The 16439-nt window shown below is 44.4% G+C and carries 14 protein-coding genes, 8 tRNA genes and 1 rRNA gene (1 of these 23 cut by a window edge); all 23 read left to right on the top strand.

What is annotated here, in order from left to right:
- Positions 1-2094: ribosomal RNA gene (locus tag ACWPWY_RS18445) — 23S ribosomal RNA — on the top strand; it begins 837 nt to the left of the window's first position.
- A 72-nt stretch (positions 2095-2166) separates the two neighbouring features.
- Positions 2167-2258: transfer RNA gene (locus ACWPWY_RS18440), tRNA-Ser, on the top strand.
- Between the two features lie 68 nt (positions 2259-2326).
- Positions 2327-2403: transfer RNA gene (locus tag ACWPWY_RS18435), tRNA-Met, on the top strand.
- Between the two features lie 9 nt (positions 2404-2412).
- A tRNA-Val gene (locus ACWPWY_RS18430) sits at positions 2413-2488 on the top strand.
- Positions 2489-2493: 5 nt separating this feature from the next.
- Positions 2494-2569, top strand: a tRNA-Thr gene (locus tag ACWPWY_RS18425).
- Between the two features lie 19 nt (positions 2570-2588).
- Positions 2589-2665, top strand: a tRNA-Asp gene (locus ACWPWY_RS18420).
- A 91-nt stretch (positions 2666-2756) separates the two neighbouring features.
- Positions 2757-2829, top strand: a tRNA-Phe gene (locus ACWPWY_RS18415).
- 11 nt (positions 2830-2840) lie between these two features.
- Positions 2841-2926 (top strand) — tRNA-Tyr (locus ACWPWY_RS18410).
- A gap of 7 nt (positions 2927-2933) precedes the next feature.
- A tRNA-Lys gene (locus ACWPWY_RS18405) sits at positions 2934-3006 on the top strand.
- 262 nt (positions 3007-3268) lie between these two features.
- On the top strand, positions 3269-4387 hold the full coding sequence (locus tag ACWPWY_RS18400; protein ID WP_454193124.1) for a PucR family transcriptional regulator: 1119 nt from the start codon (positions 3269-3271) through the stop codon (positions 4385-4387).
- A gap of 145 nt (positions 4388-4532) precedes the next feature.
- Positions 4533-5657, top strand: coding sequence for an ABC transporter ATP-binding protein (locus ACWPWY_RS18395; RefSeq protein WP_191804797.1), 1125 nt, complete (start codon positions 4533-4535; stop codon positions 5655-5657).
- 241 nt (positions 5658-5898) lie between these two features.
- Entirely contained in the window at positions 5899-6837 is a 939-nt protein-coding gene (gene hprK, locus ACWPWY_RS18390; RefSeq protein WP_191804799.1) for an HPr(Ser) kinase/phosphatase, read from the top strand.
- 103 nt (positions 6838-6940) lie between these two features.
- Complete coding sequence (gene lgt, locus ACWPWY_RS18385; protein ID WP_454193123.1) at positions 6941-7963, top strand: prolipoprotein diacylglyceryl transferase; 1023 nt, start codon at positions 6941-6943, stop codon at positions 7961-7963.
- An 18-nt stretch (positions 7964-7981) separates the two neighbouring features.
- Entirely contained in the window at positions 7982-8623 is a 642-nt protein-coding gene (ppaX, locus tag ACWPWY_RS18380; protein WP_454193122.1) for a pyrophosphatase PpaX, read from the top strand.
- Positions 8624-8632: 9 nt separating this feature from the next.
- Positions 8633-9142 (top strand): acyltransferase, encoded by a 510-nt coding sequence (locus tag ACWPWY_RS18375; RefSeq protein WP_454193121.1) that lies wholly within the window; start codon positions 8633-8635, stop codon positions 9140-9142.
- Positions 9143-9412: 270 nt separating this feature from the next.
- Positions 9413-10633, top strand: a complete 1221-nt coding sequence (locus ACWPWY_RS18370) for an ATP phosphoribosyltransferase regulatory subunit (protein WP_454193120.1) — start codon at positions 9413-9415, stop codon at positions 10631-10633.
- Positions 10634-10668: 35 nt separating this feature from the next.
- Positions 10669-11304, top strand: a complete 636-nt coding sequence (gene hisG, locus ACWPWY_RS18365; protein ID WP_454193119.1) for an ATP phosphoribosyltransferase — start codon at positions 10669-10671, stop codon at positions 11302-11304.
- A 192-nt stretch (positions 11305-11496) separates the two neighbouring features.
- A complete protein-coding gene (hisD, locus tag ACWPWY_RS18360; RefSeq protein ID WP_454193118.1) occupies positions 11497-12786 on the top strand; it encodes a histidinol dehydrogenase in 1290 nt (429 codons plus the stop codon).
- Positions 12787-12874: 88 nt separating this feature from the next.
- Positions 12875-13492: an imidazoleglycerol-phosphate dehydratase HisB gene (hisB, locus tag ACWPWY_RS18355; RefSeq protein WP_454193117.1), complete on the top strand. Its 618-nt coding sequence runs from the start codon at positions 12875-12877 to the stop codon at positions 13490-13492.
- A gap of 3 nt (positions 13493-13495) precedes the next feature.
- On the top strand, positions 13496-14119 hold the full coding sequence (gene hisH, locus ACWPWY_RS18350; protein WP_454193116.1) for an imidazole glycerol phosphate synthase subunit HisH: 624 nt from the start codon (positions 13496-13498) through the stop codon (positions 14117-14119).
- 29 nt (positions 14120-14148) lie between these two features.
- Positions 14149-14904, top strand: coding sequence for a 1-(5-phosphoribosyl)-5-[(5-phosphoribosylamino)methylideneamino]imidazole-4-carboxamide isomerase (hisA, locus tag ACWPWY_RS18345; protein WP_454193115.1), 756 nt, complete (start codon positions 14149-14151; stop codon positions 14902-14904).
- Positions 14905-14973: 69 nt separating this feature from the next.
- Entirely contained in the window at positions 14974-15732 is a 759-nt protein-coding gene (gene hisF, locus ACWPWY_RS18340) for an imidazole glycerol phosphate synthase subunit HisF (RefSeq protein ID WP_454193893.1), read from the top strand.
- Positions 15729-16427: a bifunctional phosphoribosyl-AMP cyclohydrolase/phosphoribosyl-ATP diphosphatase HisIE gene (gene hisIE, locus ACWPWY_RS18335; protein ID WP_454193114.1), complete on the top strand. Its 699-nt coding sequence runs from the start codon at positions 15729-15731 to the stop codon at positions 16425-16427. The genes hisF and hisIE overlap by 4 nt, the downstream gene beginning before the upstream one ends.
- Positions 16428-16439 lie beyond the last annotated feature (12 nt).

Raw genomic sequence — 16439 nt, 5'->3', positions numbered from 1 at the left:
ATCGAACTCGGAGATAGCTGGTTCTCCCCGAAATAGCTTTAGGGCTAGCCTCGGAACAAGTAAGTCGTGGAGGTAGAGCACTGATTGGGTGCGGGGCCCGCAAGGGTTACCAAGCTCAGTCAAACTCCGAATGCCATAGACTTGTATTCCGGGAGTCAGACAGTGAGTGCTAAGATCCATTGTCAAGAGGGAAACAGCCCAGACCATCAGCTAAGGTCCCCAAGTGTGTGTTAAGTGGGAAAGGATGTGGAGTTGCACAGACAACCAGGATGTTGGCTTAGAAGCGACCACCATTTAAAGAGTGCGTAATAGCTCACTGGTCGAGTGACTCTGCGCCGAAAATGTAACGGGGCTAAACACACCACCGAAGCTATGGCTTGATACTATGTATCAGGGGTAGGGGAGCGTTGTATGCCGGGTTGAAGGTAGACCGGAAGGACTGCTGGACTGCATACAAGTGAGAATGCCGGTATGAGTAACGAAAAGATCAGTGAGAATCTGATCCGCCGAAAACCTAAGGGTTCCTGAGGAAGGCTCGTCCGCTCAGGGTAAGTCGGGACCTAAGGCGAGGCCGAAAGGCGTAGTCGAAGGACAACAGGTCGAAATTCCTGTACCACCGTAAATCGTTACGAGCGATGGGGGGACGCAGTAGGGTAGTGACGCAGACTGATGGATGTCTGTCCAAGCAGTGAGGCTGATGTGTAGGCAAATCCGCACATCATTAAGGCTGGGCTGTGATGGGGAGTGAAAATTACAGTAGCGAAGGTCATGATCTCAGACTGCCAAGAAAAGTCTCTAGCCAGATGAAGGTGCCCGTACCGTAAACCGACACAGGTAGGTGAGAAGAGAATTCTAAGGCGCGCGGAAGAACTCTCGTTAAGGAACTCGGCAAAATGACCCCGTAACTTCGGGAGAAGGGGTACCCCGGTAGTGTGAATAGCACGAGGGGGTCGCAGTGAAAAGGCCCAAGCGACTGTTTAGCAAAAACACAGGTCTGTGCGAAGCCGCAAGGCGAAGTATACGGGCTGACGCCTGCCCGGTGCTGGAAGGTTAAGGGGAGTGGTTAGGGATTAGTCCCGAAGCTATGAACCGAAGCCCCAGTAAACGGCGGCCGTAACTATAACGGTCCTAAGGTAGCGAAATTCCTTGTCAGGTAAATTCTGACCCGCACGAATGGCGTAACGACTTGGGCGCTGTCTCAACGAGAGATCCGGTGAAATTTTAATACCTGTGAAGATGCAGGTTACCCGCGACAAGACGGAAAGACCCCATGGAGCTTTACTGCGACTTGATATTGGATTTGGGTACGATCTGTACAGGATAGGTGGGAGCCTAAGAAGCATGAGCGCCAGCTTGTGTGGAGGCAACGTTGGGATACCACCCTGATCGTATCTAGGTTCTAACTTGGTACCGTGATCCGGTGCGAGGACAGTGTCAGGGGCAGTTTGACTGGGGCGGTCGCCTCCTAAAGAGTAACGGAGGCGCCCAAAGGTTCCCTCAGAATGGTTGGAAATCATTCGCAGAGTGTAAAGGCACAAGGGAGCTTGACTGCGAGACCTACAAGTCGAGCAGGGACGAAAGTCGGGCTTAGTGATCCGGTGGTACCGCATGGAAGGGCCATCGCTCAACGGATAAAAGCTACCCTGGGGATAACAGGCTTATCTCCCCCAAGAGTCCACATCGACGGGGAGGTTTGGCACCTCGATGTCGGCTCATCGCATCCTGGGGCTGAAGTAGGTCCCAAGGGTTGGGCTGTTCGCCCATTAAAGCGGTACGCGAGCTGGGTTCAGAACGTCGTGAGACAGTTCGGTCCCTATCTGTCGTGGGCGTAGGAAATTTGAGAGGAGCTGTCCTTAGTACGAGAGGACCGGGATGGACATACCGCTGGTGTACCAGTTGTTCCGCCAGGAGCATCGCTGGGTAGCTATGTATGGAAGGGATAAGCGCTGAAAGCATCTAAGCGCGAAGCCCACCTCAAGATGAGATTTCCCAATTAGTAAGACCCCTTGAAGACGACGAGGTAGATAGGCTGGGGGTGGAAGTGCAAAGAATGCATGGAGCTGACCAGTACTAATCGGTCGAGGGCTTATCCTAAAAAGTAAATCGCAAAGATTGTTTCGTATCTAGTTTTCAGGGAGCAATTCCTTGATATTACACATCTTTTTTGGAGAGATACCCAAGTGGCTATAAGGGGACCCTCTGCTAAGGGGTTAGACTGCGTAAGCGGTGCGAGGGTTCGAATCCCTCTCTCTCCGCCACTAAATTTCTACTTGATTTCCTAAATTGAGTATGATAATATAGTACAAGTTGTGTGATAAATAATTATGGCGGTGTAGCTCAGCTGGCTAGAGCGTACGGTTCATACCCGTGAGGTCGGGGGTTCGATCCCCTCCGCCGCTACCATAATTCCCTGGAGATTTAGCTCAGCTGGGAGAGCATCTGCCTTACAAGCAGAGGGTCGGGGGTTCGATCCCCTCAATCTCCACCATATACGCCGGTGTAGCTCAACTGGTAGAGCAACTGACTTGTAATCAGTAGGTTGGGGGTTCAAGTCCTCTCGCCGGCACCATCTTTACTTAAATAGTTGTGGAACTGTGGTGTAGAGGCCTAACATGCCTGCCTGTCACGCAGGAGATCGCGGGTTCGAATCCCGTCAGTTCCGCCATTTAACTTTTTAATATAAAGATGATTGATTTAAAAAAGTGAAGTGGGAATCAGTTTTGTTTTTCACTTTATTGTTATGTAACTAAATGTATGGCTCGGTAGCTCAGTCGGTAGAGCAGAGGACTGAAAATCCTCGTGTCGGCGGTTCGATTCCGTCCCGAGCCACCTTTTATTTCGGAGGATTAGCGAAGCGGCCAAACGCATCAGACTGTAAATCTGCTCCCTTACGGGTTCGGTGGTTCGAATCCATCATCCTCCACCAGTTTTACGAGCCATTAGCTCAGTTGGTAGAGCACCTGACTTTTAATCAGGGTGTCGAAGGTTCGAGCCCTTCATGGCTCATACGAAAGTCACCAGTTCATACTGGTGGCTTTTTTTGTTGTATATATTATTTTAATCCTCTTTTAGAATAAGAAGACAAATTTATGAATTGAGTTTCTCACTTCATTAAATAGCTTTTATATTAGATGAATTTTATAAGTAAATACATAAAGAATTTGGTAGAGGTAGACTTCCTGTATTATACTATTTTTGTTGGGTTGGTATGATTGTAAGAAAACGAAGGCAATAGAGTAGACAATAAAGTCGTAAAGTGGTGGTCATTGTGGCGAATTATGAAGTACTGTTGCAAAAACTACAGGATATTCTTAACGTACCATTTCAAATAATTGAGGTTCCCATTAATAAACATACATTTATAAGAGATGATGAACCCTGTCATTCTTTTGAAGAAGGGGACTCATTATATTTTTATCTAGAAGCAAAAAAAGAAGATGGAAATCAGGTGCTATTATCTGCACCAGCCCAGCTTGTCGAAGCATCTGAAAGAGCACTCATTGAATGGATTATATCTTCACTACATCATCATGCAGATTCTACTGAAATTGCGAAAAATAGAGAGGTAAACTCATTAGAACAGCTAGGAAGCTGGATTCAAGAGAGTATAGATAAGGATAAGCCCATGCCTTATCCTGAAGATCTTACTGTGCATGAAAAACAGTTTACCAAAGGAATGATTCCTTTTTACCTGACGTATGAGGGAGCTCATGAATCTGGAATATCACTTAATGCTTTAAATAAACTACTTCAATCCTATTTTGATGGAAAGGTGCTATTAGTACCATTAGAAGAAGATAGATGGTCTATATTGGCTGAATTAGGATTAGTGTTGGATAATACCGATGAGGACATGGACCATATGGTTCTGCAGCAAAAAATGCAGCTTTCCATTGAAGAAGAGCTTGCTGCCTTTACCGATGGACTTCATGAGGTGATTGCAAATGAGTGGGTTGGAGTCTTTCATCTATCCGTAGCTAAACCTCTGTTCAATATAGTCTCCTTACCTCCTACGATCTCTTTTCTTAGAGAAATAACTGAGCTGGGCAAAAAGTTTAAAGTTGGCGAGCATGTTTATTTTCCATGGCAATTCCATTTGGAACGTTTGATCTATAGTATACCTGAGGAAGAGAGAGCGAATTACCTAAAAGGGATGAGTAACTCTTCGATCCTATTTGAGGAAGAGACGATCTCTACCTTAGAGACCTTCTTTCAAATGGACTGTAATGTTAGTGAAACGGCAAAACGTCTTTATATTCACCGCAATACTCTAATTTATCGCTTAGATAAGATAAAGCAAGAGACAGGTCTTGATGTGCGAACCTTTAAAGATGCGGTTTTGGTTAAGTTGACTCTCTTCATGTACAAAGTGACGAAAACCTCTTAATTTTTTTGTGTAAATTGTGCATAGTCACCACTGGGCTTTCCAGGTTATTATAAGAACAGGAAATGAATTCGATTACATCACGCTAATAACTTGTATGTATTCGCTTTCATTATTAAATCGAAATGATGCTGAGGAGGCAATAATCATGGCTGGAGTACGCTTAGAACATATTTACAAACAATATCCGGGTGCAGATAAAGCGACAGTTGTTGATATTAACTTAGATATTAAAGATAAAGAATTTCTCGTTCTGGTAGGTCCGTCCGGTTGTGGTAAATCTACAACACTTCGGATGATCGCTGGCCTTGAGGAAATCTCCGATGGCAAACTATATATTGGGGATCGCGTTGTAAATGACGTAGCTCCTAAAGATCGTGATATCGCGATGGTATTCCAATCTTACGCTCTTTATCCGCATATGAACGTTTATCAAAATATGGCGTTTGGTTTGAAACTTCGTAAAGTGAAAAAAGAAGAAATCGATAAGAGTGTTCGTGAAGCAGCTAGAATTCTTGATATCGAGCATTTGCTGGATCGTAAACCAAAAGCTCTTTCCGGTGGTCAACGTCAGCGTGTAGCTTTGGGACGTGCCATCGTTCGTAACCCACAAGTTTTCTTGATGGATGAGCCGCTCTCTAACTTGGATGCGAAACTTCGTGGACAAATGCGTGCGGAAATCACTAAGCTTGCTAAACGTCTTGAAACGACTGTTATCTACGTAACGCATGACCAAATCGAAGCTATGACGATGGGTGACCGTATCGTAGTAATGAAAGACGGATATATTCAACAAGCAGCTTCTCCAGAAGAATTGTACAATCATCCTACAAACTTGTTCGTAGCTGGTTTTATTGGATCACCTACAATGAACTTTATCACTGGTAAATTGACGCAACAAGGTGAAAGCCTTCGTTTTGCGGCAGCTGGTCTAGATGTGGAAATTCCACAAGGTAAAGCACAAATTCTTAAGAACAAAGGTTATGCTGGCAAAGAAGTGATTCTGGGTGTTCGTCCAGAAGATATTCATGAAGAGCCAGTATTCTTGGAAGCTTCTCCGCACACTGCTTTCACAGCTAAAGTAGATGTTAGTGAGAACCTTGGTCACGAATTGCTCCTATACCTGAGCGGTGTAGGTAATGATGTAACGATCGCACGTGTTGATGGACGTTCGAATACTCGCGATGGTAACACCGTTAAAATGGCAATTGATATGAACAAAGTTCATATCTTTGATAAAGAAACAGAAGCAAACGTACTTGTTCTAGATTAATACGAGTATAATGCATCAATAAAGGGGGTTGTCAGGCTTTTCTAAAGCCGGGCAGCCCCTTTTCACTTCATAGGAACTACCTACAAGGTAGACCATGCCGAACATTGCAATCGACTTCATTTTCCGATACGATGAGTACAATGACAATCAGGTTAATATAGATAGAGAACTGTACATAATAGTGGCAACACTTTCTCTTAGAATCCGCGTTATATTTGCCGTACCGAAAGGAAGATACAACATGGCTAAAAAAGTAAAAGTATCCCAACTTGTTAATGAATTTCAAATGGAAGTTGTCTCTGGTGAAAATGGTTTGAAAAGACCGATCACAGTAGATGATTTGAACAGACCTGGTCTGGAGATGGCAGGGTATTTTGAATATTACCCATCTGAACGGGTACAGTTGCTAGGAAGAACTGAACTTGCTTTTGTTAAGATGTTGCCCGAGAAAGAACGTCGGGAACGAATGGAAGGTTTGTGTCACGAAGAAACACCTTGTATTGTTGTTACTCGTGGACTTGATGTTCCTCAAGAATTGATTGATATCAGTAACGAGAGAGATCTCCCTGTACTGCGTAGTACGATGGCGACGACAATTCTATCAAGCCGTATTACTGGGTTCCTCGAAGGGAAATTGGCTCCAACAACTACGATTCATGGCGTTCTATGTGACGTGTATGGTATCGGTCTATTAATTACAGGAAGCAGTGGTATTGGTAAAAGTGAAGCTGCTTTGGAGCTTGTTAAGCGCGGCCACCGCCTTGTTGCCGATGATGCGGTAGAGATTAGCCAAACATCAGATAATCAATTACACGGGACAGCACCAGAACTCATTCGTCATCTGCTCGAAATCCGGGGCGTCGGGATCATTAATGTCATGACCCTATTTGGAGTAGGTGCCATCCGTAATCATAAGAGAATTACACTCGTTGTCCGCCTAGAAGCTTGGCAACAGGATAAACAATATGACCGTCTTGGTCTTGATGAAGAGACAACTCGAATTATTGATACAGATGTTCCACTCGTTACTATTCCGGTACGCCCAGGTCGTAACCTTGGGGTTATTATTGAAGTAGCAGCGATGAATTTCCGTCTGAAACGGATGGGTGTAAATGCCGCGCTGCAATTTACAAATAAGCTGACAGCTACGATTGCTGAAGATAACGATGATATGGACTAAAGCTTTAAGTTAAACTGAGGGATGTATACAGAATCTAATCTTTAAATAGAGGATGTAACAAACTAGCTTAGGCTATATTATCAACGAAACAGGGAGTGGGTAGATGAGTACCTTATTACTTGATCCGATTGCATTTTCTATCGGTTCGCTCAGTGTCCATTGGTATGGACTAATCTTGGGGTCTGCAGCCATTGTCGGACTGCTGCTCGCAATACAGGAGGGGAAACGTTTTGGAATCCCCTCTGATTTTTTCATGGATTTATTGCTTCTCGGTGTTCCTTCTGCTATTATCGGAGCACGAATTTACTATGTAGCGTTCACGTGGGATGACTACAAGGATAACTTTTGGGATGTATTTAAAATCTGGAATGGCGGTATTGCCATTTACGGAGCACTAATTGGTGCCATTATCTGTGCCTTTTTTTATTTCAGGCATAAAGGTTATAATTTCTGGCGTATTGTGGATATTTGTGCGCCCTCTCTTATTATCGGACAGGCGATTGGTCGCTGGGGAAACTTCGTCAATCAGGAAGCCTACGGCGGACCTGTAGAAGAATCTTTCCTTAGAAATACACTGCATCTTCCGGATTTTATTGTGAACCAAATGAATGTTCAGGGTACATTCCATCACCCAACATTTTTATATGAATCTCTCTGGAATATCGTAGGACTTTTTTTACTTCTCGTTTTGCGTCGTCAAAAATTCATGCGTGCAGGCGAGTTATTCCTATCCTATTTCATATGGTATTCCATCGGTCGTTTCTTTATCGAAGCACTACGTACAGATAGTCTCGGATTCCAAGGGCCAGAGTGGCTTGCTTCCATCGTAAATACTTTATGGTCCCCTATGACAGCTATGGGCTTTGAACTGGGATATTTAGATCCTGCTTATGGAAACCTTCGTATATCACAGGTTTTGTCAATCTTAATTATTATAGTCGCTATCATCCTCATTGTAGTAAGACGCATAACAGGCGCTTCAAAAGAACGTTATATGGACCCGATTGTATCCAGTAAGACTCCTACAGATGGAGGTAGTGACAACGTTTCAGAACTAGAACGAAAAAAAGATCGCCGAGATGCGTCATCTTCTATCGGTTCTGGTACTGATCAGAAAAAGGAGTAACAAAGGAGCAATAGTTAAATGATTAAAACGGTTTTATTTGATTTAGATGGCACGATTATTGACACGAATGAGCTGATTATCAGTTCATTCATCCATGTTTTGAATGAGCTCGGACCGGGTGCACTCTCTAGAGAAGAAATTATTCCTCATATGGGAGGCACACTCGAGCAGCAAATGCAGGCATTTACCGGCAAACCTGATGTAGCAGAATATGTTACAGGATACCGTGCCTACAACTCCGTTCATCATGATGATATGGTGAAGCCTTTTCCGGGTGTAATGGATGTAGTGAAGAAACTTCACGAGCAAGGGATTCGTATGGGTGTAGTTACGACAAAAATAAGACCAAGCACACTTCGGGTACTAGAACAGTTCGACCTTCTGAAATATATGGAGACCATCGTAACGGTATCCGATGTAACTCATCCAAAGCCGCACCCAGAACCGGTTCTTACTGCGGTAGAGCAGCTTAAGGTGAATCCATCGGAGACGTTAATGGTAGGAGATAGTCCAGTGGACATTCAGTCCGCCAAAGCAGCCGGCGTTAAAGCAGCGGGTGTAGCTTGGTCCCTAAAAGGGGAAGCAAAACTTAGAGAGTATGACCCTGATTATATTTTGCATGATATGCATGACATTCTTACTCTGATCACGAAGGAGTAGTTAAATACTGTGAGGAAGCTGGAACGTTATCCCGTTGAAGAGCAGAATGCACTATGGCATATATATCGAACAGTTAGTCCCTTTAAAGGGGTTCGTAACTTCGTCTGGGTGCAGCTGGCAAGATATTGTCCCATCTTACCTTTGAAAAACTGGATTTACAAAAGCCGTCTTCGCATGGAAGTAGGGGATCACACGGCATTTGCACTGATGGTGATGGTTGATGTGTTTTTCCCAGAACGAATCCATGTCGGAACGAATTCGGTGATAGGGTATAATACAACGATTCTGGCACATGAGTATCTCATTCATGAATATCGACTGGGTGATGTGTGGATTGGCGATAACGTCCTAATTGGAGCGAATACGACGATTTTGCCCGGAATAACCATTGGAGACGGGGCAGTGGTAGCCGCAGGTTCTGTTGTTCATAAGAATGTGGCTGCAGGCGCTTTTGTCGGGGGGAATCCTTTGAGAGAACTTGGTTCTCAACGAGAAAGTGGAAACAATACATTACACTAAGTATCTTCTTTATATCCAACAGAAGTAGAAATCAGGGAAGACCGCTAATAGAGCGGTCTTTTTTTTATTATATAACCCTTTTATTCAAATCAATGGCTTAAATACAGGAGTTTAGAACATGAGAAAGAATTGACGATAAAAGGGAAAGCATGGTAAGATACCGAATAATACTTTAATTTGTTAGATTGGTAGCACTTTAATGCAGTAAAGATTACGAGTGATAAATGCCGGTATAAAAGTTAGGAACTATAGATGCAGAGGTGAACAGAAATGACCAAACCAAAAGGTTTTGAAAAGCCAGCCGGTGTACGTGATTACCTTCCTCATGTTGTAGATAAGCTGAGACGGATTGAACATAAAGTGCTGGAATGTATGAGTAGTTGGGGATATCGTCAAATTATTACCCCTTCAATGGAATATTACGATACCGTAGGTGTGGCCAGCTCAACGTCTGATCAGAAACTGTTTAAGTTGTTAAACAACCGGGGAACGACACTTGTACTCCGTTCGGATATGACAGCACCGATTGCGAGAGTAGTCTCTTCTATGCTAAAAGACGAGAAGTTACCTTTACGGCTTTCCTACCATGCGAATGTATTTCGTGCAATCGAAGAAGAAGCAGGACGTGAAGCAGAGTTCTTTCAAACCGGTGTAGAGCTGGTTGGTGATGATTCTCCAGAAGCAGATGCTGAGGTCGTAGCTCTAGCTATCAGTTCGCTTCAGGCAGCCGGAGTTACGTCTTTTAAAATAGCGATGGGTCATGTGGGATTCTTGAACGGTTTACTCAGTGAGATTATTCCAGGAGAAGTAGATTTGCAAGAAGAACTAAAAGCAGTACTACTTAAGCGTGACTATGTAGGTTACCGAGAGAAAATAGATGGCTTGTCCTTATCCTCAGAGCAAAAGGAACGACTCGAATCTATTTTACGTCTGCGGGGCGGAAAAGAAATATGTGAGCGTGCTGAATCAATGATCTCAAGCGAAGAAGCACGAAATTCAGTGCAACATCTTTGCTTAGTGTGGGAAGTACTTGAAGCTTATGGAGTATCAGAACATGTACTGATCGATTTAACGATGCTTGGGGATTTTTCATACTACACAGGAATGACATTTGAGGGTTATGCATCAGAACTTGGATTTCCGGTATGCAGCGGAGGCAGGTATGACAAGTTGCTGAAACAGTTTGGTAAAGACATTCCCGCGACGGGTTTTGCCATAAAGACAAACCGCATCATTGATGGAGTGCAAGGAATTCGAGCAGAGCAGCCGCTTCCTGTACTTATTGAATATACGAAGGAACACCGAGTAGAGGCTTTGTCTCAAGCATTGCAGCTAAGAACGGAAGGCCGGACCGTCGTAACCAGACTCATGCAAAGAGTAGGGGATCGTTATCACCAGGGCGTGGATACAAATGAGCAGGGGAATCACTGTGCGGTGTCTACCCTCCAAGGAAAGTATGAAAAAGTGTACACATACAGCAGTCCAATGTAGGTTGTGCAACATCAAATAAGAAAGGAGCAAGGCATATGAGTGAGATTTTAAAAGTAGCGATGCCCAAAGGGCGAATCTATAAAAAAGCGTCTCAATTGTTCCGTGCAGCAGGCATCTACATTCCCGAGGATATTGATGATACAAGAAAACTCGTCATTCCTATTCCAGAAGCTTCTTTAGAGTTCATTATGGCTAAGCCCGTTGATGTTCCTACGTACGTAGAATACGGAGCAGCGGATATCGGAATTGTGGGAAAAGATGTGCTTCTGGAAGAAAATCGCGACGTATATGAACTGCTCGATCTTGGTATCGCCAGATGCCGTATGTCTGTCATCGGGTTACCTAATTGGGAGCCGGGAATCAGGCAGAGAGTGGCAACGAAATATCCAAATGTGGCTTCTCAATATTTTCGTGAGCAGGGACAACAAGTAGAAGTTATTAAACTAAATGGATCGATTGAACTTGCACCGCTAATAGGCCTAGCCGATCGAATTGTGGATATGGTAGAGACAGGGCAGACGTTAAAAGAGAACGGCCTTATTGAACTTGACAGCATGTTTGATATTACAAGTCGCCTGATTGCTAACCGGGTTAGCTACCGTATGAAAAATCATCAAATTCAAGAACTTTGTGATTCGTTACAACAAGTCATTAATACAGAGGCAAGGTAACGATGTAATTGCCCGAGGGCAGGAATGCAGGTCCATAGAGGCTAAAGCTAATAATGGTAGATAAATAAATTATTAGAGTCAAAGTAGTTTAGATAAAGACCATGATAACGGAATGTAATGGGGATTTTAGCATCTATGAAGGTACATTTCTACTCGTAGAAGATATTATTCAAAGATAGGGAGTGGAGTGAGATGAAAATTGTAGCAGTTCAAGATTTTCGTCTGGATCGGAAAGTGGATTATGGAACAAACGAACAGAATGAATCGGTCCGTCAAATCGTTTCCGCTGTTCGTAAAGAAGGGGATTCCGCAGTTCTTAGGTATACCGCAGAACATGACCGCGTACTCCTTACTCCAGAAGAGCTTAGAGTAACGAAGGAAGAAATGATGGCAGCCTACGATAAGGTAGATCGCGATTTTGTATCTCATATTCGTGAAGCTGCTAACAATATTCGTAGATTTCACGAAAAACAAAAACGGAATTCATGGATGGATTTTGAACCCGATGGAAGCCTGCTCGGACAAATCATTAGACCGCTTGATCGGGTCGGGGTCTATGTACCTGGAGGGAAAGCAGCTTATCCATCCTCTGTACTCATGAATGTTATTCCGGCACAAGTAGCGGGTGTGGAAGAGATAGTTATGGTTACACCGCCGGCAACAAGCGGCGGTGAAGGAATTAATCCGTACATTCTCGTGGCTGCTGCGGAAGCAGGCGTAAGCGAGATGTACCGGGTTGGCGGCGCCCAAGCTATAGCGGCGCTGGCTTACGGCACAGAAAGTATTCGCAAGGTCGACAAGATATGTGGACCGGGCAATATTTATGTGGCGCTTGCGAAGCGAGAGGTGTTCGGTGCTGTCGATATCGATAGTATAGCGGGACCAAGTGAGATAGTCGTGCTGGCGGATGAAACGGCGAGAGCCGAGTATGTAGCAGCCGACTTATTGTCTCAAGCAGAACATGATGAGATGGCTTCTGCTATTCTTGTCACTACTTCCAAGCAACTTGCGGAGGAAGTTCAAGCAGAGGTAGAAAAGCAGCTAAAGCAGCTGCCACGGGAAAAGATAGCTCGTGCTTCGATCGATAGTCACGGAAGTATTATTGTTGTTGATTCCATACTTGAAGGAATTGAAGTGGTCAACAAGCTCGCACCAGAACACCTTGAATTGATGGTTCAAGAGCCGATGACTTATGTATCTTATATCCGGCATGCCGGAGCAATTTTCCTGGGTCCATATAGCTCGGAGCCTGTGGGAGATTATTTCGCAGGTCCTAATCATATCATCCCGACGAACGGAACTGCGAGATACGCATCTCCCGTCGATGTTGATGATTTTACTAAGAAATCCAGCTTAATTTACTATAGCAAGGAAGCATTTTTAGCAAATGGTGAAGCCATTATTGGGCTTGCTCGTCATGAGGGGCTAGAAGGCCATGCTCGGGCAATTGAAGTTCGGTTAAAGCAAGAAAAACAGGAGTGAGAGCATCTAAGAAACATGATTTTTAATACAGTGATTAGCTTAGTAAAGCAACTTAACATAGAAAAGCAATCGAAGGGTGGAGAACCAGATGGGAAATGATGAACAGCAATTTCTTGTAGACGGACGCGGGGCAGAAGTCAGCCGGAGAACCAATGAAACGGATATTCAGCTTTGTTTTGGGGTAGATGGAAGCGGCCGTTCTGAAATCGAGACAGACGTTCCTTTTCTAAATCATATGCTTGATCTGTTTACGAAACATGGGCAATTCGATCTTCAAGTAAAGGCGAAAGGTGACATAGAAATTGATGATCATCATACGGTTGAGGATATCGGAATCTGTCTTGGTCAAACACTTCGTGAAGCTCTGGGCGACAAAAAAGGGATCAAACGTTATGCAAGTGTATTTGTTCCTATGGATGAAGCGTTGGCACAGGTAGTCATTGATATTAGTAACCGGCCTCACTTTGAATATCGGGCTGATTATCCGTCCCAGCAAGTAGGGAGCTTCTCGACTGAGCTTGTTCATGAGTTCTTGTGGAAATTCGCGCTGGAAGCGCGTGTAACGCTACACGTGATTGTTCACTATGGACAAAACACACATCATATGATCGAAGCTATTTTTAAGGCACTTGGCAGAGCGCTTGATGAAGCAACACTCGTTGACCCACGTGTTACGGGCGTTCCATCTACGAAGGGAGTGCTGTAGTCTATGACCATTGCCATTGTCGACTATGGGATGGGAAATCTTCATAGTGTAAGCAAGGCGATCGAACGGCTTGGCTATGAAGCACAAGTAACGAGTAAGAAAGAAGAAATTATGGGAGCATCGGGTGTGGTATTGCCGGGGGTAGGAGCTTATGGTGATGCTATGCAGCAACTTAGGGAGACCGGACTTGATAAAGTGATGAGAGAGGTTCAGGAGAAAGAAATTCCGCTCCTTGGCATATGTCTTGGAATGCAGCTCCTTTTTAGCAGCAGTGAGGAACATGGTCAGCATGAAGGACTGAATCTTTTACCTGGACGGGTGGTAAGGTTTGAGGACCGTTCCTCTTACAAAGTGCCGCATATGGGTTGGAATGAGCTTCAGTTTATACAGCGAGAGAATCCTCTGTTTCAGGATCTGACGGAAGGGCACGTGTATTTTGTGCACTCTTATCATGTCGAGCCTGAGAATGATCAGGACCTACTCGCGGTTACAGAATATGGATTTCCTGTCACAGCAATTGCCGGTAGAGGTTCTGTTTATGGAATGCAATTTCACCCAGAGAAGAGCGGAGAGCTCGGTATGCAGCTGTTGAAGAACTTTTTGAAACTAGCAGAGTCTAGTAGTTAATCTCGAACATTTATAAGGGGGCTTATGCGATGACAGCATTCATGATTTATCCGGCAATTGATATTAGAGGCGGAAAATGTGTACGTCTAGTTCAGGGAGATTACAACCAGGAAACAGTGTATCATGACAGTCCTGTGGAGGCAGCGAAAGCATGGGAAGATCAAGGCGGATCTTTCATCCATTTAGTGGATCTCGATGGAGCCAAAGCAGGATCGCCGGTTAACATAGAAGTCATCGGACAGATTGCAGCTACGGTTCAGGTACCTGTTCAGGTAGGCGGGGGAATTCGCAGGATAGAGGACGTTAAAAAGCTTCTCGATCTGGGCGTTGCAAGACTTATTTTAGGTACAGCAGCTATTGAAGATCGGCAGTTTACGGAGCAAGTGCTTGGTACATATGGTGATAAAGTAGCCATTGGTATCGATGCGAGAAATGGTTATGTGGCAACTCGTGGCTGGCTGGAGACATCAGAAGTGAAAGCAGAGGTTCTTGCAAAAGAACTTTCCCTTTATGGAGCACAGACTTTTATTTTCACAGATATCTCGAGAGACGGCATGATGCAAGGGCCTAATGTGGAAGCTATCGTTGCTCTAGCGACAGCTAGCGGACAGAAGGTGATTGCTTCTGGCGGTGTAAGCACGATGGAGGATCTGGTGAAACTGCACAGACACCGGGAAGATGGGGTAAGCGGAGCCATTATCGGTAAAGCATTATATACAGGAGCGATTGACCTTAGACAGGCTATCCAGACGATAGAGAACAGCGGTGTTTCTGATTTGAATTAATTCAAGCCATGGATAAATAAAATCTTTGCTAGAAAGCAAAGAAAATAATGCTGGAAAAGAGGTCGGATGATGCTTGCTAAACGAATTATTCCTTGCCTGGATGTAAAGGACGGCAGAGTTGTCAAAGGTGTGAATTTCGTGAATCTGCGTGATGCGGGAGATCCCGTGGAGCTGGCTGCCTTGTATGATCGCGAAGGTGCAGACGAGATTGTATTCCTCGACATATCCGCGTCTGTAGAAGGACGACAGACAATGGTAGAAGTTGTACGCCAGACGGCTGGAGAGATTGCAATTCCTTTTACGGTAGGCGGTGGCATCAAGCATGTTGATGATATGAAGACGATCCTTCGTGCAGGTGCCGATAAAATCGGAATCAATACGGCAGCAGTACTGAATCCAACTTTAATTAAAGATGGTGCGCTCAGGTTTGGCTCACAATGCATCGTGCTAGCGGTAGATGCCAAATGGAATGATGAATTTGGTGAATGGGAAGTGTACACACACGGCGGCCGTAAGCCTACCGGAATTAGGGCACTGGAGTGGGTGAAGCAGGCAGAGAAGCTGGGAGCAGGTGAACTGCTGCTTACAAGTATGGATGCTGATGGAACAAAGAATGGTTTTGATATTCGTCTTACCTCTGCTGTTAGTGATGCAGTAGGTATTCCCGTGATCGCTTCCGGAGGAGCAGGGAAAGAAGAAGATTTTGAGGAAGTGTTTACAGCAGGAAAAGCGGATGCAGGACTTGCTGCAACGATTTTTCACTATAAGGAAATTGCGATTCCTCATCTAAAACAACATTTGAAAGCCAAAGGGGTGGAGATTCGATGAGTAATCAATTAAAAGATCAGCTATCACTGGGACAGGTGACCGAATATATTAGGTGGAATGATCAGGGGTTAGTACCTGCCGTAATACAAGATGCTGATTCAAGAGCAGTTCTGATGTTGGCTTATATGAATCAGGAATCTCTGAAAAAGTCATTAACCACGGGGGAAACTTGGTTCTGGTCACGTTCAAGAAGTGAATTGTGGCATAAGGGAGCTACCTCTGGGAACGTACAATCAATTGTCTCTGTAAAATACGACTGTGATGGAGATACCTTGCTATTTTTGGTTAAACCGAAGGGTCCGGCTTGCCATACAGGAGAAACGACTTGTTTCTATCGGGAAATACACGGTGTTCAGACAGAGGAAGCGGAGAGTAAATCTTCTGTATACACAAGTAATCGCTTTGATGTGCTCGCAGAGCTTGAGTCGGTAATTGCAGAACGTGAAAGAGACCGCCCTGATGGTGCATATACCACATACCTGTTCAACAAAGGGGTAGACAAGATTTTGAAAAAAATCGGTGAAGAAGCATCCGAAACGATTATTGCTGCAAAGAACAAAGATAATGAGGAACTGAAGCTTGAGGTTAGTGACTTAATGTATCATCTGTTAGTATTGCTGCAAGAGCGTAAACTTCCCCTGGACGAAGTATTAAAAGAACTCAGTCTGCGTCACGAGCGTCCACGTCGCGATTAGTGTAAGGGAGGA

It is taken from the genome of Paenibacillus sp. Marseille-Q7038 (assembly GCF_965111595.1).
Note: the sequence above shows the minus strand (reverse complement) of the source record. Positions and strands in the feature narration are given on the sequence as shown.

Excerpts from the sequence above, each read along its gene's own strand:
- hprK (WP_191804799.1), top strand. The coding sequence starts at position 5,899 with ATGGCTAAAAAAGTAAAAGTATCCCAACTTGTTAATGAATTTCAAATG.
- hisIE (WP_454193114.1), top strand. The coding sequence starts at position 15,729 with ATGAGTAATCAATTAAAAGATCAGCTATCACTGGGACAGGTGACCGAA.
- lgt (WP_454193123.1), top strand. The coding sequence starts at position 6,941 with ATGAGTACCTTATTACTTGATCCGATTGCATTTTCTATCGGTTCGCTC.
- hisF (WP_454193893.1), top strand. The coding sequence starts at position 14,974 with ATGCTTGCTAAACGAATTATTCCTTGCCTGGATGTAAAGGACGGCAGA.
- hisD (WP_454193118.1), top strand. The coding sequence starts at position 11,497 with ATGAAAATTGTAGCAGTTCAAGATTTTCGTCTGGATCGGAAAGTGGAT.
- hisA (WP_454193115.1), top strand. The coding sequence starts at position 14,149 with ATGACAGCATTCATGATTTATCCGGCAATTGATATTAGAGGCGGAAAA.
- ppaX (WP_454193122.1), top strand. The coding sequence starts at position 7,982 with ATGATTAAAACGGTTTTATTTGATTTAGATGGCACGATTATTGACACG.
- ACWPWY_RS18370 (WP_454193120.1), top strand. The coding sequence starts at position 9,413 with ATGACCAAACCAAAAGGTTTTGAAAAGCCAGCCGGTGTACGTGATTAC.
- ACWPWY_RS18395 (WP_191804797.1), top strand. The coding sequence starts at position 4,533 with ATGGCTGGAGTACGCTTAGAACATATTTACAAACAATATCCGGGTGCA.
- hisH (WP_454193116.1), top strand. The coding sequence starts at position 13,496 with ATGACCATTGCCATTGTCGACTATGGGATGGGAAATCTTCATAGTGTA.
- hisG (WP_454193119.1), top strand. The coding sequence starts at position 10,669 with ATGAGTGAGATTTTAAAAGTAGCGATGCCCAAAGGGCGAATCTATAAA.
- hisB (WP_454193117.1), top strand. The coding sequence starts at position 12,875 with ATGGGAAATGATGAACAGCAATTTCTTGTAGACGGACGCGGGGCAGAA.